This is a genomic window from Leclercia sp. CFBP8987 (genome assembly GCF_034044995.2).
In the GTDB taxonomy this organism is placed as follows: domain Bacteria; phylum Pseudomonadota; class Gammaproteobacteria; order Enterobacterales; family Enterobacteriaceae; genus Enterobacter; species Enterobacter tamurae.
Map to the genome: position 1 here is coordinate 285516 of NZ_CM188255.1, position 19438 is coordinate 304953.

At 57.4% G+C, this 19438-nt stretch carries 16 protein-coding genes; 9 read left to right on the plus strand and 7 right to left on the minus strand.

Annotated elements, in window-relative coordinates:
* The first annotated feature begins 105 nt into the window (after positions 1-105).
* A complete protein-coding gene (pdeC, locus tag SOM40_RS01350) occupies positions 106-1692 on the plus strand; it encodes a cyclic di-3',5'-guanosine monophosphate phosphodiesterase PdeC (RefSeq protein ID WP_106993944.1) in 1587 nt (528 codons plus the stop codon).
* Here the strand turns inward: pdeC and soxS are convergent.
* On the minus strand, positions 1689-2015 hold the full coding sequence (gene soxS / locus SOM40_RS01355) for a superoxide response transcriptional regulator SoxS (RefSeq protein WP_039031951.1): 327 nt from the start codon (positions 2013-2015) through the stop codon (positions 1689-1691). The genes pdeC and soxS overlap by 4 nt on opposite strands.
* Positions 2016-2113: 98 nt before the next feature.
* Between soxS and soxR the strand changes: the two genes are divergently transcribed.
* From soxR to SOM40_RS01375, 4 genes are all read left to right on the plus strand, one after another.
* A complete protein-coding gene (gene soxR / locus SOM40_RS01360) occupies positions 2114-2572 on the plus strand; it encodes a redox-sensitive transcriptional activator SoxR (RefSeq protein ID WP_312190629.1) in 459 nt (152 codons plus the stop codon).
* A gap of 275 nt (positions 2573-2847) precedes the next feature.
* Positions 2848-3519 (plus strand): glutathione S-transferase family protein, encoded by a 672-nt coding sequence (locus SOM40_RS01365; RefSeq protein ID WP_320529807.1) that lies wholly within the window; start codon positions 2848-2850, stop codon positions 3517-3519.
* Positions 3520-3817: 298 nt separating this feature from the next.
* Positions 3818-5167 carry a guanine/hypoxanthine transporter GhxP gene (ghxP, locus tag SOM40_RS01370; RefSeq protein WP_106993947.1) on the plus strand — a complete coding sequence of 450 codons (1350 nt, stop codon included), beginning with the start codon at positions 3818-3820 and terminating at the stop codon, positions 5165-5167.
* 151 nt (positions 5168-5318) lie between these two features.
* A complete protein-coding gene (locus SOM40_RS01375) occupies positions 5319-6965 on the plus strand; it encodes a Na+/H+ antiporter (RefSeq protein ID WP_106993948.1) in 1647 nt (548 codons plus the stop codon).
* 94 nt (positions 6966-7059) lie between these two features.
* On the opposite strand, the gene SOM40_RS01380 is transcribed toward SOM40_RS01375, so the two are convergent.
* Positions 7060-7944, minus strand: a complete 885-nt coding sequence (locus SOM40_RS01380) for a LysR family transcriptional regulator (protein WP_106993949.1) — start codon at positions 7942-7944, stop codon at positions 7060-7062.
* 101 nt (positions 7945-8045) lie between these two features.
* On the opposite strand from SOM40_RS01380, the gene SOM40_RS01385 reads away from it, so the two are divergent.
* Together SOM40_RS01385 and SOM40_RS01390 are read left to right on the plus strand one after the other, a co-directional pair.
* Positions 8046-8456 (plus strand): CidA/LrgA family protein, encoded by a 411-nt coding sequence (locus tag SOM40_RS01385; RefSeq protein WP_225759795.1) that lies wholly within the window; start codon positions 8046-8048, stop codon positions 8454-8456.
* On the plus strand, positions 8449-9138 hold the full coding sequence (locus tag SOM40_RS01390; RefSeq protein ID WP_106993951.1) for an LrgB family protein: 690 nt from the start codon (positions 8449-8451) through the stop codon (positions 9136-9138). Before SOM40_RS01385 ends, SOM40_RS01390 begins: the two co-directional genes overlap by 8 nt.
* Before the next feature lie 80 nt (positions 9139-9218).
* Here the strand turns inward: SOM40_RS01390 and SOM40_RS01395 are convergent, their stop codons facing one another.
* Positions 9219-10496: an ABC transporter substrate-binding protein gene (locus SOM40_RS01395; RefSeq protein ID WP_414672274.1), complete on the minus strand. Its 1278-nt coding sequence runs from the start codon at positions 10494-10496 to the stop codon at positions 9219-9221.
* A 50-nt stretch (positions 10497-10546) separates the two neighbouring features.
* Entirely contained in the window at positions 10547-11842 is a 1296-nt protein-coding gene (locus SOM40_RS01400; RefSeq protein WP_225759793.1) for a Gfo/Idh/MocA family protein, read from the minus strand.
* A gap of 47 nt (positions 11843-11889) precedes the next feature.
* On the opposite strand from SOM40_RS01400, the gene SOM40_RS01405 reads away from it, so the two are divergent.
* Positions 11890-13467 carry a hypothetical protein gene (locus SOM40_RS01405; RefSeq protein WP_225759792.1) on the plus strand — a complete coding sequence of 526 codons (1578 nt, stop codon included), beginning with the start codon at positions 11890-11892 and terminating at the stop codon, positions 13465-13467.
* Between the two features lie 210 nt (positions 13468-13677).
* On the opposite strand, the gene actP is transcribed toward SOM40_RS01405, so the two are convergent.
* From actP to acs, 3 genes are all read right to left on the minus strand, one after another.
* Positions 13678-15327, minus strand: a complete 1650-nt coding sequence (gene actP, locus SOM40_RS01410) for a cation/acetate symporter ActP (protein ID WP_320529809.1) — start codon at positions 15325-15327, stop codon at positions 13678-13680.
* Positions 15324-15638 carry a DUF485 domain-containing protein gene (locus tag SOM40_RS01415; protein ID WP_106993955.1) on the minus strand — a complete coding sequence of 105 codons (315 nt, stop codon included), beginning with the start codon at positions 15636-15638 and terminating at the stop codon, positions 15324-15326. Before SOM40_RS01415 ends, actP begins: the two co-directional genes overlap by 4 nt.
* An 82-nt stretch (positions 15639-15720) precedes the next feature.
* Positions 15721-17679 (minus strand): acetate--CoA ligase, encoded by a 1959-nt coding sequence (acs, locus tag SOM40_RS01420; protein ID WP_261644552.1) that lies wholly within the window; start codon positions 17677-17679, stop codon positions 15721-15723.
* 420 nt (positions 17680-18099) lie between these two features.
* On the opposite strand from acs, the gene gltP reads away from it, so the two are divergent.
* The gene (gltP, locus tag SOM40_RS01425; RefSeq protein ID WP_106993957.1) at positions 18100-19413 is read left to right on the plus strand and encodes a glutamate/aspartate:proton symporter GltP; all 1314 of its coding nucleotides are present in this window, start codon (positions 18100-18102) and stop codon (positions 19411-19413) included.
* Positions 19414-19438: the final 25 nt, after the last annotated feature.

Consider the following 19438-nt stretch of genomic DNA (forward strand, 5'->3'; position numbering starts at 1 on the left):
GTCAGTTGCTAACTTCGCATGATTCATGCAACGTAATCACCTGTTTAGCAAAGCATCCGGCCTTCAAGATTACAGGCACATAAAAAGCAGGGATATAGGGCGGAAATGAATCGTAGCGCACGGGACAAGGTGCTGAGGATAGTCGGGGTTATCATGGTAGTTTTGCTACCTGTGATGCTTGCGCTATGGTTTGCCCAGCAACGCGCGGTTAACGAAACAAGCAGCCAACTTCGATCCTTTGCGGAACTCGCTTTAGATAAAACTGAACTGGTCATTCAGCAGGTTGAGCTGGCTCGTCATTCTGCAGAACAGTATTCGGGCGATATTTGCACGCCGGCACACCGGCAATATATGTTAAATATCGTCCGCGGTCGGCTCTACATTGCCGATCTATTGTATGCGGATGGCCGTCAATTTCTTTGCTCAACGACGAGCACCCCCGCGGATCCCTATACGATTTCCGCCGCCAATTACCAACGCCAGCCAGACGTCTCTATCTATTATTACCGCGACACGCCCTTTTATGAGGGATATAAAATGATCTATATGCAGTTAGGTCATTATGTGGTGGTCGTTAACCCTCTGACCTATAGCGAAGTAATGTCTTCGGATCGCTCTCTGGCGTGGGGCGTATTTGATACGGTGACCAATGCCTTCTTTTCCGTTAGTGAACAGGCTAATCAAAAAGAATTAAAAGCGCTGATTGGCGAGAACAATCTCGCATTTCAGAATGAAGGCCGTTTTTATACTATTGTTCGTTCAGACAAGCGCCCGATTGCCGCCATTGTCTCCACCACTAACCAGCGTTTTTATGAAGTGCTTTATCATCAGGCGACATTAACCCTGCCGCTGGGAATGATCAGCAGTATTATTATTTTACTGATGTGGTCGAGAACGCGACGCGAATTTAACTCTCCGGGTCGCTTATTGCATCGGGCATTAAATAAAAGACAGCTTTGCCTGCACTACCAGCCGATTATCGATATTAAAAGCAATGTTTGTGTCGGGGCGGAGGCGCTATTGCGATGGCCAGGTTTTAACGGCCCGGTGATGAGCCCGGTAGAATTTATCCCGCTGGCAGAAGAAGAGGGCATGAGCGAGCGCATCACTGACTACGTGGTGGAAGAAGTCTTCAGCGATCTGGGCCCTTTCCTGGCCTGCAACCCGCATATCTATATCTCCATTAACCTGTCGGCCACGGACTTCCACTCTTCACGCCTGATTGCGATGATCAGCGACAAAGCCCGCCACTACAACGTTCGGGCCCAGCAAATCAAAATCGAAGTGACCGAGCGCGGGTTTATCGACGTGCCGAAAACGACGCCGGTGATCCAGGCGTTTCGTCAGGCGGGATATGAAGTGGCGATCGATGATTTCGGTACCGGCTATTCCAACCTGCACAACCTCTACTCGCTGAACGTCGATATCCTGAAAATCGATAAATCCTTTATCGACACGCTAACCACCAACAGCACCAGCCACCTGATCGTCGAGCACATTATTGAAATGGCCCAAAGCCTGCGCTTAAAAACCATCGCCGAAGGGGTGGAAACACCGGAACAGGTCACCTGGTTAAACAAGCGCGGCGTGCAGTATTGTCAGGGCTGGCACTTCGCGAAGGCCATGTCGCCGCAGGATTTCATGACCTGGCAGCAACAGCCTGTCACGCCATCACTCGCCCACAGCCACTAATTCAGCTGATGACGATAGTCGCTGGGGGTGCGATCAAACTCGCGGCGGAATACGCGGGAAAACGTCTGCTGGGAGACATAGCCCAGGTCCATGGCGATATCAAAAATAGGGCGCTGGGTGGTGCGTAACGCCTGAGCCGCCAATAATAATCTGCGTTGACGAATGTACTCGCCCAGCGTCTGATGCATAACGGCGCGGAACATTCTCTGCAAGTACCACTTCGAGTAACCCGACTTTTTTGCCACCACATCGATACTCAAGGGTTGATCGATATGGTCATCCATCCATTCAATAAGTGTCTGAATAATTTGTTGATGCGACATAGAGCAGCCTCTTTCTGGTTACACCTGTATCGGTTAATTCGTCGTTTTGTCTGCGGGCGAGTATAATTCCTCAAGTTAACTTGAGGTAAAGAGGTTTTATGGAAAAGAAATTACCGCGGATTAAACCGCTGCTGACGCCGGGCGAGGTGGCAAGGCGCAGCGGCGTGGCGGTGTCAGCACTGCATTTCTATGAAAGCAAAGGGTTAATTAAGAGCATCCGCAACACCGGCAACCAGCGGCGATATACCCGCGACGTGCTGCGCTATGTGGCGATCATTAAGATTGCTCAACGCATCGGCATCCCGCTGGCCACCATTGGCGAAGCGCTAGGTATCCTGCCGGAGGGGCATACCCTGAGCGCGAAGGAGTGGAAGGCACTCTCTTCCCAATGGCGCGACGAGCTGGATCGGCGCATTCATACCCTGGAGGCGCTGCGGGACGAGCTTGACGGCTGCATTGGCTGCGGATGTCTGTCACGTAGCGACTGCCCGCTGCGTAACCCTGGCGATAGGCTGGGCGAGCAGGGCACCGGCGCGCGGCTGCTGGAAGAGGATTAGCCCGACGCATAAAAAACTAAAGCGCCACAACTGAGCGCTTTAGTTTATTCCCGGTCTTTGTCTTTCTCTCTATCCCGCTGGTTTACAGGAGGGTTTCCCCCGACATCAACACCCCTCAGTCGAGCATGCTTTGGAGGTTCCGGTTTGTGCTGACAATTTAAGTCTAGGCCGGGAGCCCGGGTTTGCCAGCGCCACAGCGCAAAATCTCGGCAAAATTTTTTCGCCAGGTTGTGCAATTTTCTATAGTTAGTGGACAAGCCCAACTGGAGATAACCATGATTAAGGTCCACCACCTCAACCAGTCCCGATCCCAGCGCGTGCTCTGGGCGCTGGAAGAGCTCGCTCTGCCTTATCAGATTGAACGTTATCAGCGGGATAAAACCATGATGGCACCCGCCGCGTTGCGCAAAGTCCACCCGCTGGGTAAATCCCCGGTGCTGGAGGATAACGGCCTGATCCTGGCCGAATCGGGCGCGATCCTCGAATATCTGCAGGAGACCTACGATCCCGGGTCGCAGCTTAAGCCGCAGGATCGCGAGATGAAACTGCACTACCGTTTCTGGCTCCATTACGCGGAAGGCTCCCTGATGCCGCTCCTGTTAATGAAGCTGGTTTTCTCCAGCCTCGGTAAACCGCCGATCCCGTTTGGCCTGCGCTCGCTGGGCAAAGTGCTGGGGCAGGGGGTGCAGAAGGCGTACCTCAACCGCCAGCTGGAAACCCACGCCCGTTTTCTGGAGTCCTGGCTGAAGGATCATCGCTGGTTTGCCGGGGAGAATCTCACCATGGCGGATGTGCAGATGAGTTTTCCGGTGTTTGCCCTGTTGGAGCGGGGCGGCATCGACGATCTCCCTCACTTGCAGACGTGGAAGAAAAACGTCGAAATGCGTCCGGCCTGGCAGCGGGCGATCCAGCAGGGCGGTCCGTTTGAAATCCCTGGCGCGTCCTGAAAATGTTATCAAATTGCGCATTCACGATAACGTTTGCGCATACTCTGTCTACTTCTTCACCACCCCGCATGCAAATTAGCGAAAAACGGCAAAGTTAAGTTGAAAACGCCCATGTTTAAGCCGGATAATCGTTTGCCTTTAATTCAACACCCGTTTTGTCAGCGCGAAGCTAAACGTTTGCTTTTTTTATGACGCCCCTCTTTGTCATAAACGCAGCACAGGGATAAGACGTTTCGCTGGTCGTGGAGTGTCCATCACGCTGACCGACGACGATAATAATTTTCAGGGGATGTTTTCTATGTCTACGCCATCTGCGCGTACCGGCGGTTCACTCGACGCCATGTTCAAAATTTCTGCCCGCGGCAGTACCGTGCGTCAGGAGATCGTTGCCGGTCTGACGACCTTCCTGGCGATGGTCTACTCGGTGATCGTGGTCCCGGGCATGCTGGGCAAAGCCGGTTTCCCACCGGCGGCGGTCTTTGTCGCCACCTGTCTGGTGGCCGGTGTGGGCTCCATCGTGATGGGCCTGTGGGCCAACCTGCCGCTGGCGATCGGCTGCGCCATCTCGCTGACCGCCTTCACCGCGTTCAGCCTGGTGCTGGGTCAGCAGATCAGCGTCCCGGTTGCCCTGGGGGCCGTGTTCCTGATGGGTGTGCTGTTTACCATTATCTCTGCCACCGGCATCCGTAGCTGGATCCTCCGCAACCTGCCGCAGGGCGTTGCGCACGGCACCGGGATCGGTATCGGCCTGTTCCTGCTGCTGATTGCTGCCAACGGTGTTGGCCTGGTGATCAAAAACCCGCTGGACGGTCTGCCGGTTGCGCTGGGTAATTTCGCCAGCTTCCCGGTGATCATGTCGCTGATTGGCCTGGCGGTGATCATCGGTCTGGAAAAACTGAAAGTGCCGGGCGGCATCCTGCTGACCATCATTGGCGTCTCGGTTGTGGGTCTGATTTTCGATCCGGCGGTGCACTTCTCCGGCGTGTTCGCCATGCCATCCCTGAGCGATGAAAACGGCAACTCCCTGATTGGCAGCCTGGATATCATGGGCGCGCTGAACCCGGTGGTGCTGCCAAGCGTGCTGGCGCTGGTGATGACCGCGGTCTTCGACGCTACCGGCACCATCCGCGCGGTAGCGGGCCAGGCGAACCTGCTGGATAAAGACGGTCAGATTATCGATGGCGGCAAAGCGCTGACCACCGACTCCCTGAGCAGCGTCTTCTCGGGTTTAGTGGGTGCCGCGCCGGCAGCCGTGTATATCGAATCTGCGGCGGGTACGGCGGCAGGCGGTAAAACGGGTCTGACGGCGATTACCATCGGCGTGCTGTTCCTGCTGATCCTGTTCCTCGCCCCGCTGTCGTATCTGGTGCCGGCGTACGCGACCGCCCCTGCGCTGATGTACGTTGGCCTGCTGATGCTGAGCAACGTAGCGAAGATTGATTTTGCCGACTTCGTTGACGCGATGGCCGGTCTTATCACCGCGGTGTTTATCGTCCTGACCTGTAACATTGTTACCGGCATCATGATCGGCTTCGCTTCGCTGGTGATCGGGCGCGTTGTCTCCGGTGAATGGCGTAAGCTGAACATCGGTACGGTGGTGATTGCCGTGGCGCTGGTGGCGTTCTACGCGGGCGGCTGGGCTATCTAAGCTGTCAACTGCGTAAAAAGACGGGTGGCTCAGGCCGCCCGTTTTTATTTTCGGAACACATCTTGTTGCCTTATGCGTTACTCTGGGGGAGATACACTGTGGCAAGATGCCAGTGATGTAAACGTACAGAAATCTCGCAAACAGGGAACGCATGGAAATCTTCTTCACAATACTCATCATGACCCTTTTGGTCTCCCTCTCCGGGGTAGTCACCCGCGTACTGCCCTTCCAGTTACCGCTGCCGCTGATGCAGATCGCCATCGGTGCTCTGCTGGCGTGGCCGACGTTCGGATTGCATGTCGAGTTTGATCCCGAACTGTTTCTGGTGCTGTTTATCCCACCTCTGCTGTTTGCCGACGGCTGGAAAACGCCGACGCGGGAGTTTCTCGAGCATGGGCGCGAGATCTTCGGTCTGGCGCTGGCGCTGGTCGTGGTCACCGTGGTGGGGATTGGTTTTCTCATCTACTGGGTGGTGCCGGGGATCCCGCTGATACCGGCCTTTGCGCTGGCAGCAGTGCTGTCACCCACCGATGCCGTGGCGCTGTCCGGGATCGTCGGTGAAGGACGCATTCCGAAGAAAATCATGGGCATCCTGCAGGGCGAGGCGCTGATGAACGACGCCTCCGGCCTGGTGGCGCTGAAATTTGCCGTCGCCGTGGCGATGGGCACCATGGTCTTCACTATCGGCGGGGCGTCCGTTGAATTCTTTAAGGTGGCGATTGGCGGCATCATTGCCGGCTTCGTGGTGAGCTGGCTGTACGGTCGCTCGCTGCGCTTCCTCAGCCGCTGGGGTGGCGACGAGCCTGCCACGCAGATCGTGCTGCTGTTCCTGCTGCCGTTCGCCTCTTACCTGATTGCGGAACACCTTGGCGTGTCGGGCATTCTGGCGGCGGTAGCGGCCGGGATGACCATCACCCGCGCCGGGGTTATGCGCCGTGCGCCGCTGGCGATGCGCCTGCGTGCCAACAGCACCTGGTCGATGCTGGAGTTTGTCTTTAACGGCATGGTGTTCCTGCTGTTGGGCCTGCAGCTGCCGGGGATCCTCGAGTCCTCGCTGGTGGCGGCCGAGGCTGACCCGAATGTCGAAACCTGGATGCTGTTTACCGACATCGTGCTGATTTACGCCGCGCTGATGCTGGTGCGTTTCGGCTGGCTGTGGACGATGAAAAACTTCAGCATGCGTTTCCTGAAAAAGAAACCGATGGAGTTTGGCTCCTGGACCACGCGTGAACTGCTGATTTCAACCTTCGCCGGGGTACGTGGGGCGATTACCCTCGCCGGTGTGCTCTCCATTCCACTGCTGCTGCCGACCGGCGACGTCTTCCCGGCCCGCTACGAGCTGGTGTTCCTGGCGGCAGGGGTGATCCTGTTCTCACTGTTTGTTGGCGTGGTGATGCTGCCGATCCTGCTGCAACATATGGAGGTGGGCGATCACGTTCAGCAGCATAAAGAGGCGCGTATTGCCCGGGCGGCAACCGCTGAAGTCGCCATTGTCGCCATCCAGAAGATGGAGGAGCGTCTGGCCGCCGATACCGAAGAGAACATCGATAACCAGCTGCTGAAAGAGGTGAGTTCGCGGGTAATTGGTAACCTGCGCCGCCGCGCGGATGGCCGCAATGACGTGGAAAGCTCGCTGATGGAAGAGAACCTCGAGCGCCGCTTCCGTCTGGCTGCGCTGCGCTCTGAACGCGCGGAGCTGTATCACCTGCGCGCTACCCGGGAGATCAGCAACGAGACGCTGCAGAAGCTGCTGCACGATCTCGATCTGATGGAAGCGTTGTTGATAGAGAAGCAGTAGGGTGAGTGCGGTCTGATGCCCTCACCCCGGCCCTCTCCCACAGGGAGAGGGTGCAAACACTAAAAACGGTAACCTGGTGGTTATCGTTTTGCGTTTACCTCGGCACCCAAAACCCTTCACAGCATTTCAGCCACGCCTGGGCGCTGTTCGACAAATAGACCCCTTCCCGCCAGATCATCCCCAGCTGCCAGTGCAGGTCACTCTGGAGCGGTATCCAGCGCAGCGTGTTTTTATCCAGCCGCTCGCAGATGGGCTGCGGCAATATCGCAATCCCCACACCCGCCTGCACCATCGCCGCCAGAAAGTCCCACTGCCCGCTGCGCACCGCGATGCGCGGCTTAACCCCATGCTGGCTGAAGAGCTGCATCAGCTGGCGGCTGAGGGCGAAATCTTCGTTGTAGATCAGCAGAGGATGCTCGGCCAGCAGCTCCGGATTGATGGCGTCGAGCGTCAACCAGTTGCCAGAGCGCGGCACCAGCACGCACAGCGGGTGGCTGAACAGCGGCAGGGCCGTCAGGCCGCTATCCTCCTCCACCGGCAGGGCGGTCATCGCCAGGTCCAGCTCGCCGTTGATCACCGCCTGCTGGACGGTTAACCCGCCAAATTCAGAAATTTTCAGCTCCACGCCGGGATAGCGCTGGCGAAACAGGCCGATGGGCCCGGCCATCATCATTCCCACCATCGGCGGAATACCGAGGCGCAATACTCCCTTATTGAGGTGGTTGATGTCGCCCAGCTCGGCCTCCAGCTGGCGAAACTCGGCGAGGATCGCCAGCCCGCGCTCAAACACTACCCGGCCGGTGTCGGTTAACAACAGCTTGCGCCCGTCGCGGATCAGCAGGGTACAGTTCAGTTCATCTTCGAGGTTTTTCAGCATTTTGCTGATCGTGGGTTGAGTGACAAAAAGCTTCTCCGCGGCGCGGGTGAAACTCTGCTGGCGGACGACTTCGACAAAGTAACGCAGCGTGCGTATGTCCATGACTATTCCTCGAAACTATACCTTTGATGATTTTAATTCATTTCAGTCAATTACGGGCGCTGACTATACTGGCTCTCCATCTCATTTTGAGGAAATCCCCCATGACCGTGGCGTTAGGTCGCGTTACGCCTGCCGTCGTGCAACGACTCCAGGTACCGGTTCAGGTACTGCTTTACGCGGGTCTTTTTGTCTTCGCTGAATACCTTGTTAGCTGGCTCCATCTGCCGCTGCCGGCCAATCTGGTCGGGATGGTGCTGATGTTCAGCCTGATCCTCTGCCGCGTCATCCCCCTGAACTGGGTCCGGGCCGGCTCGCGCTGGCTGCTGGCGGAGATGCTGCTCTTTTTTGTGCCGGCGGTGGTGGCGGTGGTCAATTATGTCCAGCTGCTGATGGTGGACGGCTGGCGTATCTTTGCGGTGATCGCCCTGAGCACGCTGATGGTGCTGGGTGCTACCGCGTGGGTGGTGGATAAAGTCTATCGCTATGAAATCAGCAGGCAGAAACATGACTAACTTTCAGGTCAGCGTCCTCTGCCTGGTGGTGACCCTGATTATCTACTTCGCCAACAAGCGCCTGTATCGCCGCTTTCGTAAACTGCCCCTGATGCCGCTGGTCTTCACCCCGATTCTGCTGGTGATGATGCTGGTATGGGGCCATATCTCCTGGCAGAACTATATCGGCGAAGCGCACTGGCTACTGTGGCTGCTCGGCCCGGCGACCATCGCCTTTGCGGTACCGGTGTATGACAACCTCGCGGTGATCAAACGTCACTGGATGTCGCTCTCCGCCGGGGTGATCACCGCCACGGTTGTGGCCGTCACCAGCTCGGTCTGGCTGGCGCGGCTGTTTACGCTGTCGGATGAGATCCAGCGCAGCCTGGCGGTGCGCTCCGTCACCACGCCGTTTGCGCTGGCGGCGGCAAAACCGCTCGGCGGACAGCCGGATCTGGTGGCGCTGTTCGTGGTGGTGACCGGGGTGTTTGGCATGGCGGTGGGGGACATGCTGTTTTTACGGCTCTCGATCCGCGAAGGAATGGCGAAAGGGGCCGGGTTTGGCGCGGCCTCCCATGGCGCCGGTACCGCGCGCTCCTATGAGCTGGGCCAGCAGGAGGGCGTGGTCGCCAGCCTGGTGATGATGCTCTCCGGCGTGGTGATGGTGCTGGTGGCCCCGCTGGTGGGCTGGTTGATGTTCTGATTTTTGCCCGGCGGCGCTGCGCTTGCACGGGCCTACGGTTCTGTAGGCCGGGTAAGCGCAGCGCCACCCGGCAATGAATGCTAACGGTTCAAACGCCGCACAATCCGCTCCACCTTCTGCCGGAAATCCGCCGCGATCTGGGCGGAAGCCTGGCCCATCTCCAGTTTTTCCCGCGCCGAGGTGAACTGGTCGATCACCTGCAAATCCTCAATATAAGGCGTGGCGACGACGGTGGTGTGCAGCGCCTGCGCCTGACGCAACCCGGCAATCACCGGATCCTGAGGGTCAATCACCCCTTTCGCCGTTAACTGCGTTTCCGCCGCCTTGTTGAGCGGAATGCCGCGCTCCAGCCCCAGAGCGTCCACCGACTGCGGATCGTTAAGCAGGTAGTTCACCAGTATCGCCGCCTCTTTCGGATGCTTCGTGGATTTCGCCACCGACAGCATCTGTGCCGTTTTGAAGTACACCCCTGATTCCTCCGTCCCGGGCTGCATCACGTAGTCGCCCAGCACCAGCTTCGCCGGCGGCGTCATGTTGTTGGCAAACATGCGGATGGTGATGTTCCAGGTGAACAGGCCGCCCCATTCGCCGTTAATCCACGGCTTCATCTCATAGAGATTGCCTTTGCCGTAGGAGGAGAGGGTCTTTGGCGACGGGAGAACGCGATCGTCGCTCAGGCGCTTCACAAAGCTGAAGGCCTCCTCCCACTGGGCATCGTTCCAGGCGAAGCTACCGTCACTGTTGAACATCGGCTTCTGGTGCTTCTGCATCATGTACGCATTGAGCAGCAGGATGACGTCCTGATCGACCATCGCGTAGGGATAGTAGTTATTGCCGAGCTTTTGCTGGAAGGTTTTCCCGGCGGCAAAAAAGTCGTCCCAGGTTTTCGGGTACGCCAGCCCGGCTTTCTGCCAGGTGACATCGTTGTAGTAAAAGACCGGGGCGTTGACCGAGATCGGCAGGCCGTTAAGCTTGCCTTTGATGGTGGTGGATTGCAGATCCTGCGGCTGGTACTGGCTTAAATCGAGCTCCGCTTTCAACTTGTCGAGGTCGTAATAGCCTTCGCCGCTTTTGGAAAAGATGATCAGCCATGGCCAGTTGGTCTGCATCACATCCGGCTCGGTGCCGCTCGCCATCTGGGTGGTCAGGCGTGAAAGATGCCCGTCCCAGCCGGTGTATTCGGCCTTCACTTTGATCTCCGGATGCGCTTTTTCGAAGGCTTCCAGCGCCTTCAGCGTGGCCTGGTGGCGGCTGTTGCCACCCCACCACGACATGCGTAATTCAACGGGCTGCGCCCAGGCAGAGGTACAGGAAAATAACAGCGATGCGATGACACCTGACAGGAGTTTATTCATTATTTTTCTCCGGGACTTTTATTATTAAGCAGGTGAATAACGGTCCAGCACCCTTAGCGTTTCGTCAGACGGGAAACCAGCTCAAACTCCTTAAAGTTGACCGGACGCTGCTGCTGCATGGAAATATTGCCCGCAATGCCGGTGAGGATTGACATCGCCCCGGCCCGATGGTCAGCCGCGCGCTGCAGCGGGTCGTGGCCCGGCGCACCAAACAGATCCGCCAGCATGGCGTTGTCGCCGCCGCCGTGGCCCCCTTCGCCGAGGCTGAACGTCGCTTTCCAGGGTTCGGCAAACATCGGGAAGACGGTGAGATCGCACTGTTCGAGGCTGCCCTCGTTTTCCCGCTCGCCCCCGGCGTTGACGTAGGACTTCTCGACGATCTTCATCTCCAGCCGGCCTTCGGTGCCGTTAAAGACCACGTTCAGCCCTTCCCACGGCAGGTAGGCGTTGAGGGAGTAGGTGAGCTGGACCTGGTTCTGGTACTTCACCAGCACCGACATCGTGTCTTCGATGGTGATGCCGTCGCTGAACACGCTCTGATCGCGGAAGTAGTTATCTTCGTGCTCGGCGTCGAGATAGAGCGCTTTCAGCTGGGCGTTATCCGCCATCTGCAGGGCAAAGGGATCCGCTTTCGCCCCGGCAAAGCCGTGGGCGCGCGGGTAGAAGTGCGTCACGCCGCGCTTCTCGGCGTTCTCCCGGCCATAGAACTGCAGGCTGCCTTCAGCGTAAACCCGCTCCGGGTAGCTGCCGAGCCAGAAGTTCATCAGATCGAAGTGGTGGGTGGATTTGTGCACCAGCAGGCCGCCGCTGTTGCGTTTTTCCCGATGCCAGCGGCGGAAGTAGTCCGCGCCGTGTTCGGTGTTGAGCAGCCACTCGAAGTGTACCGAGGTGACGGTGCCGATCGTCCCCTGCATCAGCAGCTCGCGCACCTTGCTGTGGTGCGGGGCGTAGCGGTAGTTAAAGGCCACCCGCACGCTGCGGCCGGTCTCTTCGATGGCGTCGAGAATGCGCAGGGCGCGCTGTTCATCGATGGTCATCGGCTTTTCGGTGATCACATCGCAGCCGGCGTGCAGGGCGCGAACGATGTAGTCGTCATGGGTACGATCCATGGTGGTGACGATGACGACATCAGGACGCGTTTCGCGGATCATCTCCTCAAACTGCGCCGCCTGCCAGGTGGAAACCGGCTCAGCCCCTTCGTTTTTTAATAGCTGATTAGCGTAGTGCATCCGCGTGGTGTTGGTATCGCAAAACGCGACCATTCTGGCATTTTCCCGCCAGGCACCGCCAATGGCGGAAATATATAAACCCGCACGACCGCCGGTTCCGACCAGAGCATATTTTTTCATGGCATCCTCGATTAAGATGAGAAAATAAATATCAGCAAGGTGAATCAATGAAACGTATTCCACATCAGTTGATGGAGCTGAACAGCACTTTTATCTGGCACTGGCCCTGGTTTATTCAGGGGGTAAAAAGCGCGAAACAGCACGGTTTCACTGGGATCATCCTGCACCAACAGGAACTGCTTTCAGTACTTGCGACGCCCTCGCCGTTAAGTCAAAAACTCAACGTCGAGAACCTTATTCATCAGCAAAATTACGCCCTGCAATATTTAACCCGTGTCGATCGTTATCTGGCGGAAAATAACCTGTCGTTCTGGCTTCAGGGGGAGGCCGCGCCCAATGACGACATTATTAAGCGTAAATTTCCTGAACTGACGTTCGACGAAAAAAGCGCGCCGGATTTCTGGCACCATTTTTATGCCGCCATATTGCATCCGCTATTACACGCCTTGCCCCATCTCAGCGGGCTTATTCTCAGCCTGACGACGCCGGACTTTCAGACCACCCGCTGGCAGCAAAGCCTGCATGATGTCTGGAGCCTGCTGCGCGCCCGGGGCAAAAAGCTGATCCTGCGCGACTTCATTGATAACAGCTGGCCGCGCCAGCAGCTCGCGAACATTCTGGCGACGCTGCCGGACGACGTGCGCGCCTCGGTAAAAGCCACCGAGCTGGACTACCACCCCGGCTTTGCCAACCACCCGCACATCGCCACCCTGCCGGGGCATAAAAAGTGGATCGAGTATGACCTCTTCGGCACTGGCTACGGCTGGACCGCGCTGCCGTGCTATCTGGGCGATGAGATCAGCGGCCGCTTAAGCTGGGCGCTCAGCGCCGCCGAAAACGAAATCGAAGCCATCACCTCCCGCGTGAGCTGGCAGTGGCTGCCCGACAGCCGGGTCATGGACTCCGCCAACGCCATCAACCTGTTCGGCCTCACCGCCGCCAACCAGGCCGCCGATGCGGCGCTGCCCGCCACCTTCGATCGCTGGGCGGCACACCATCAGCTCGGCTTTCGCTCTCTGCAGGACAAGCATCAGCTCTCGGCTATCGTCCACGCCAGCTATGACTGGCTGTGCAAAACGCCGAACCTTCTCGGGCGACGACTGCACTATCAGAGCCAGATCCCGGAGAGCATCGCCCAGGCGCAGCAACTGCTGCATATGGATACCCGCAGCGCCAACTGGATGCACGCCTGGCAGCCGCTGATGCCCACTGACGATCCCACGTTGGGCAAAGAGCAGCGGGAGCGGATGGCGCTGGAGAAAGAGGCCGCCTGCTTCCTCGCATCACGCACGCTGCACAACCTGCGTGAGCTGATGCCGCGTATTACCTGCCCGGACGACACCCTGGCGATCCTGCTTGCCGCCTGGCGCAGCGCGGAGATTTACAGCCAGATGTTCTCCCACGTGGCCGCCGCGGTGACCGACGTGCTGTGGCTCGACCATTACGGCGCCAACAGCCTGCCCGCTGACACCCTGCAGAAGCATCAGCAGCGGCTGCTTGACTACACCGACACCCTGGATCGCTGGCTGGCGGACCCGCCCGCCAGCGGCCCGTTATTCCTGCCGCTGTTGCTGAGCCCGGATCGGCTGGAGCGCTTTGCCAGAAGCCTGAGCGAGTCGCTGTAACTACAGCATAAAAACTGAGAGGGGGATTGTCTGTACGGGGGGCAAGGGGAAAGCGAAGGATTGGCGTGAAATCGGGAAAAGTGTGATGGCCTTTGCGGATCGCAGATAAAGCCTGTGATGCGTATCGGCTTTTTCCGTTCTGGTGACGTGATAAACGTCACCAGAAGGGGAAAAAAATGTGATCCCCGACCAGCGGCCGGGGAGGGGATTTTAGTGCGCGCGGCCCTGTTCAACACCCAGGCCGGTTTGAGAACGAATAAACTGGGCGCGGAACTTCTCACGCTCCAGATTACCTTCCGCCGAGTTATCGGTGGCGGAGAAGAACCAGATCCCAATGAAGGCCACAGCGATGGAGAACAGCGCCGGGTATTCGTACGGGAAGATTGCGCTGGCATGACCGAGCACCTGTACCCAGATGGTCGGGCCGAGCACCATCAGGATCACCGCGGTCAACAGCCCCAGCCAGCCACCCACCATCGCCCCACGGGTGGTCAGTTTTGACCAGTACATGGAGAGCAGAATGATCGGGAAGTTACAGCTTGCCGCAATCGAGAAGGCCAGACCCACCATAAAGGCGATGTTCTGATTCTCGAACAGGATCCCCAGCAGAATAGCGACGACGCCCAGCACCAGGACGGTGATTTTGGACACCCGCAGCTCATCACGTTCACTGGCGCCTTTACGGAACACGTTCGCATAGAGGTCATGGGAGACCGCAGACGCGCCGGCCAGCGTCAGACCAGCAACCACCGCCAGAATGGTGGCGAAAGCCACTGCCGAGATAAAGCCAAGGAACAGGTTACCGCCGACGGCATTCGCCAGATGGACCGCAGCCATGTTGTTGCCGCCAATCAGTGCGCCCGTCGCGTCTTTAAACGCCGGGTTCGCGCCCACCAGCATGATGGCGCCAAAGCCGATGATAAAGGTCAGAATATAGAAATAACCCATAAAACCGGTGGCGAAGAAGACGCTCTTACGCGCCTCGCGGGCATCGGATACCGTGAAGAAACGCATCAGGATATGCGGTAAACCGGCGGTACCAAACATCAGTCCCAGACCCAGGGACAGGGCGGATATCGGATCTTTTACCAGTCCGCCCGGACTCATGATCGCTTCCCCTTTCGGGTGCACCGCCATCGCTTCGGTAAACAGGTTATTGAAGCTGAACCCGACGTGCTTCATCACCATAAAGGCCATAAAGCTGGCACCGAACAGCAGCAGCACCGCTTTGATGATCTGTACCCAGGTGGTGGCGAGCATGCCGCCGAACAGAACGTACATCACCATCAGCACGCCCACCAGCACCACAGCGATGTGGTAGTTCAGGCCGAACAGGAGTTGGATCAGCTTACCGGCACCCACCATCTGGGCGATCAGGTACAGCGCCACCACCACCAGCGAACCGCAGGCGGAGAGAACACGAATCGGCCCCTGTTTCAGACGGTAGGAGGCGACGTCGGCAAAGGTATATTTGCCCAGGTTGCGCAGGCGCTCGGCGATCAGGAACAGAATGATCGGCCAGCCCACCAGGAAGCCCAGGGAGTAGATCAGCCCGTCATAACCAGAGGTAAACACCAGCGCGGAGATACCGAGGAATGAGGCGGCAGACATATAGTCGCCCGCAATCGCCAGCCCGTTCTGGAAACCGGTGATATTGCCCCCTGCGGTGTAATAGTCGTTACGGGAGCGCACGCGTTTTGACGCCCAGTAGGTAATACCGAGCGTAAACACGACAAACACCAGGAACATGATAATTGCCTGCCAGTTGGTTGGCTGGCGCTGGACTGCACCGCTAATGGCATCCGCTGCGTTGGCTGCAAGGGGTAGCGTGGCGGCGAGCGCCGTCAGGACTCTCTTCATGATGCTTTTACCTCGCGCAGCACAGCTTTGTTCAGACGGTCAAACTCACCATTCGCCCGCCAGATATATATTCCGGTCAGGGCGAAAGAGATCAAAATGACACCGACGCCAATGGGGATCCCGCGGGTCACGCTGGTACCCGGATGCAGAGGGGTACCGAGCCACTGTGGGGCGAAGGCGATGAGCAGAATAAAGCCAACGTAAATGATCAGCATGATGATAGATAACATGTAGGCAAACCGTTGCCGTTTTTCTACGAGCTCCCTGTAGTGCGCACTATTCTCTATCTGCTGACAAATATTGTCATTCATCACAGAATCTCCAGAGGTAAGGTAGGTTTGTTTTTATCCCCTCTCCCCTATGGGGAGAGGGCTAGGGTGAGGGGGAGTGCTTTTACGATGGCATTGCGATGGCCTGCTTCTCTTCGAGCAGTTTGTCCACCACGCCAGGATCGGCGAGCGTTGAGGTATCGCCTAAGTTGCTGGTATCACCCGCGGCGATTTTGCGCAGAATACGACGCATGATCTTGCCGGAACGGGTTTTCGGCAGCGAGTCGGTCCAGTGCAGTACGTCCGGAGTGGCAAGTGGGCCGATCTCTTTTCGCACCCAGTTACGCACTTCGGTATACAGCTCCGGCGACGGCTCTTCACCATGATTCAGCGTGACGTAGGCGTAGATCGCCTGGCCTTTGATGCTGTGCGGAATACCGACCACCGCCGCTTCGGCAATTTTCGGATGCGACACCAGCGCTGATTCAATCTCGGCGGTGCCCAGACGGTGGCCGGAGACGTTCAGCACGTCGTCCACGCGGCCGGTGATCCAGTAGTAACCGTCTTCATCCCGACGGGCACCGTCGCCGCTGAAGTACATGTTTTTGAAGGTGGAGAAGTAGGTCTGCTCGAAGCGATCGTGATCGCCAAACAGGGTCCGCGCCTGGCCTGGCCAGGAGTCGACGATCACCAGGTTGCCTTCGGTAGCCCCTTCCAGCGCATTGCCTTCGTTATCCACCAGCGCAGGCTGGACGCCAAAGAACGGACGGGTCGCGGAGCCGGCTTTCAGCTGGGTAGCGCCCGGCAGCGGGGTGATCATGAACCCGCCGGTTTCGGTCTGCCACCAGGTGTCGACCACCGGGCACTTCTCGTTACCGATCTTCTTCCAGTACCACTCCCAGGCTTCCGGGTTGATCGGCTCGCCTACGGATCCGAGGATGCGCAGGGAGGAGCGGTCGGTCCCTTCAATCGCTTTGTCGCCCTCGGCCATCAGCGCACGGATCGCAGTCGGGGCGGTATAGAGAATATTGACCTGATGTTTGTCCACCACCTGGCTCATGCGCGCCGGGGTCGGCCAGTTCGGCACCCCTTCGAACATCAGGGTGGTCGCGCCGCAGGCCAGCGGGCCATACAGCAGATAACTGTGACCGGTGACCCAGCCCACGTCGGCGGTACACCAGTAGATATCGCCCTGATGATAATCAAAGACATACTTGAAGGTGGTGGCGGCATAGACCAGATAGCCGCCGGTGGTGTGCAACACCCCCTTCGGCTTGCCGGTAGAACCGGAGGTATAAAGGATAAACAGCGGATCTTCCGCGTTCATCGCTTCCGGCTGGTGCTGGTCGCTGGCCTGTTCAATCAGGTCGCTCCACCACAGGTCGCGTCCCTCATGCCATTCAACAGCATTACCGGTGCGTTTCAGCACAATCACGCTGTTAACGGTGTTTACGTTCGGGTTGTTCAGCGCGTCGTCGACGTTCTTTTTCAGCGGAACGGCACGACCAGCACGCACGCCTTCATCGGCGGTGATCACCAGTTTTGCGCTGGAGTCGATAATGCGTCCGGCCACCGCTTCCGGCGAGAAGCCGCCGAAGATCACGGAGTGCACGGCGCCGATGCGGGCGCAGGCCAGCATCGCCACGGCCGCTTCCGGCACCATTGGCATATAGATAGCCACCACGTCGCCTTTTTTGATGCCCTGGGCCAGCAGGACGTTGGCAAAGCGGCAGACGTCGCGGTGCAGTTCGCGGTAGGTGATATTTTTGCTCTGAGTGGCGTCATCGCCTTCCCAGATGATTGCCGTCTGGTCGCCGCGCTCGGCGAGATGACGATCCAGGCAGTTGGCGGCGAGGTTTAGCGTGCCGTCTTCATACCATTTAATAGAGACGTTGCCGGGGGCAAAAGAGGTGTTCTTGACTGTCTGATACGGCGTGATCCAGTCAAGGATTTTGCCCTGCTCACCCCAGAAGGCGTCAGGGTTAGTAATAGAGAGCTGATACTTCTCCTGGTACTGCTCCGGATTAATCAGGCAGCGGTCCGCAATATTTGCGGGAATGTCGTGTTTATGGACCTGGCTCATGGTTTTTGTTCTCCTTGTAGAATGTTAATAATATGTCGCAAAAACGTTAATAGTAGGGGCTTTGGGACCTTTGTTTACTATTTGGGCGACAGATCACGCAAAAATTAAAGAGTTCGAAAATTGAGCAAATGACACTTTGCAGAAAAATAATTACTCTTGCGGATTATTTACATTTATGGATAAAAAAGCGTTTTTATAACAAAAGGTTATTTATCATGACTAATACAAATTAGCGTGATAACGCCTTTTGTCAGTCAAATGCCTCGTTCTTAAAGGCTTGCGCAGCATGCCGTGCAAATGGTACTGATACGGCGCGTTAAAAAACCCCATAAATGAACGCAACACAATTCATACCCTTTCAGTATGTGTCGTCCCCATCGTTTTACGAGTACGAACACTTCATTGAGGAAGTTTCTTGTCATGAAAAATTTGAAAGTCAGCCTTGCCTGGCAAATTTTGCTGGCCCTTGTGCTGGGTATCTTGCTGGGTAGTTATCTGCATTATCACAGTGACAGCCGCGAATGGCTGATCGCTAACTTACTGTCGCCAGCCGGTGATATCTTTATCCATCTGATCAAGATGATTGTGGTGCCGATTGTCATCTCGACGCTGGTGGTAGGGATTGCCGGGGTCGGTGATGCGAAGCAGCTGGGCCGCATCGGTGCAAAAACCATTCTTTATTTCGAAGTGATCACTACGGTGGCGATCATACTCGGCATCACGCTGGCGAATGTGTTCCAGCCTGGGGCGGGCATTGATATGTCGCAGCTGGCGACGGTGGATATTTCGAAATACCAAAGCACGACCGCCGATGTGCAAAGTCACTCTCATGGCCTGATGGGAACCATCCTGTCGCTGGTGCCGACCAATATCGTGGCGTCGATGGCGAAAGGCGAAATGCTGCCGATCATCTTCTTCTCGGTGCTGTTTGGTCTGGGGCTGGCGTCACTGCCGTCCACCCATCGCGAGCCGCTGGTGACCGTGTTCCGCTCCATCTCTGAAACCATGTTCAAAGTGACCCACATGGTGATGCGTTATGCGCCGGTCGGGGTGTTCGCGCTGATCTCGGTGACGGTGGCGAACTTCGGCTTTGCCTCCCTGTGGCCGCTGGCGAAGCTGGTGCTGCTGGTTCACTTCGCGATCCTGTTCTTCGCCCTGGTGGTGCTGGGGCTGGTGGCACGGATGTGTGGCCTGAGCATCTGGATCCTGATCCGCATCCTGAAAGACGAGCTGATTCTGGCGTACTCTACCGCCAGCTCCGAGAGCGTGCTGCCGCGTATTATTGAGAAGATGGAAGCCTACGGGGCGCCGGCGTCGATCACCAGCTTCGTGGTGCCGACCGGTTACTCGTTTAACCTTGACGGCTCGACGCTGTACCAGAGTATCGCCGCGATCTTTATCGCTCAGCTGTACGGTATCGACCTCTCCCTGTGGCAGGAAATTGTTCTCGTACTGACCCTGATGGTGACCTCGAAAGGGATTGCTGGCGTGCCGGGCGTGTCGTTTGTGGTACTGCTGGCAACGCTGGGTAGCGTGGGTATTCCCCTGGAAGGGTTGGCGTTTATCGCCGGTGTTGACCGTATTCTCGACATGGCGCGTACCGCCCTGAACGTGGTGGGTAATGCCCTGGCGGTGCTGGTGATTGCCAAGTGGGAACACAAATTCGACCGCAAGAAAGCCCTGGCGTATGAACGTGAGGTGCTGGGTCGTTTCGATAAGACGGCAGACCAGTAAAGTACATTGCCCGGCCTACAGCATT

Excerpts from the sequence above, each read along its gene's own strand:
- SOM40_RS01405 (WP_225759792.1), top strand. The coding sequence starts at position 11,890 with ATGAAACGTATTCCACATCAGTTGATGGAGCTGAACAGCACTTTTATC.
- soxR (WP_312190629.1), top strand. The coding sequence starts at position 2,114 with ATGGAAAAGAAATTACCGCGGATTAAACCGCTGCTGACGCCGGGCGAG.
- SOM40_RS01365 (WP_320529807.1), top strand. The coding sequence starts at position 2,848 with ATGATTAAGGTCCACCACCTCAACCAGTCCCGATCCCAGCGCGTGCTC.
- SOM40_RS01400 (WP_225759793.1), bottom strand. The coding sequence starts at position 11,842 with ATGAAAAAATATGCTCTGGTCGGAACCGGCGGTCGTGCGGGTTTATAT.
- SOM40_RS01380 (WP_106993949.1), bottom strand. The coding sequence starts at position 7,944 with ATGGACATACGCACGCTGCGTTACTTTGTCGAAGTCGTCCGCCAGCAG.
- soxS (WP_039031951.1), bottom strand. The coding sequence starts at position 2,015 with ATGTCGCATCAACAAATTATTCAGACACTTATTGAATGGATGGATGAC.
- SOM40_RS01385 (WP_225759795.1), top strand. The coding sequence starts at position 8,046 with ATGACCGTGGCGTTAGGTCGCGTTACGCCTGCCGTCGTGCAACGACTC.
- pdeC (WP_106993944.1), top strand. The coding sequence starts at position 106 with ATGAATCGTAGCGCACGGGACAAGGTGCTGAGGATAGTCGGGGTTATC.
- SOM40_RS01415 (WP_106993955.1), bottom strand. The coding sequence starts at position 15,638 with ATGAATGACAATATTTGTCAGCAGATAGAGAATAGTGCGCACTACAGG.
- actP (WP_320529809.1), bottom strand. The coding sequence starts at position 15,327 with ATGAAGAGAGTCCTGACGGCGCTCGCCGCCACGCTACCCCTTGCAGCC.
- ghxP (WP_106993947.1), top strand. The coding sequence starts at position 3,818 with ATGTCTACGCCATCTGCGCGTACCGGCGGTTCACTCGACGCCATGTTC.
- SOM40_RS01375 (WP_106993948.1), top strand. The coding sequence starts at position 5,319 with ATGGAAATCTTCTTCACAATACTCATCATGACCCTTTTGGTCTCCCTC.
- gltP (WP_106993957.1), top strand. The coding sequence starts at position 18,100 with ATGAAAAATTTGAAAGTCAGCCTTGCCTGGCAAATTTTGCTGGCCCTT.
- SOM40_RS01390 (WP_106993951.1), top strand. The coding sequence starts at position 8,449 with ATGACTAACTTTCAGGTCAGCGTCCTCTGCCTGGTGGTGACCCTGATT.
- acs (WP_261644552.1), bottom strand. The coding sequence starts at position 17,679 with ATGAGCCAGGTCCATAAACACGACATTCCCGCAAATATTGCGGACCGC.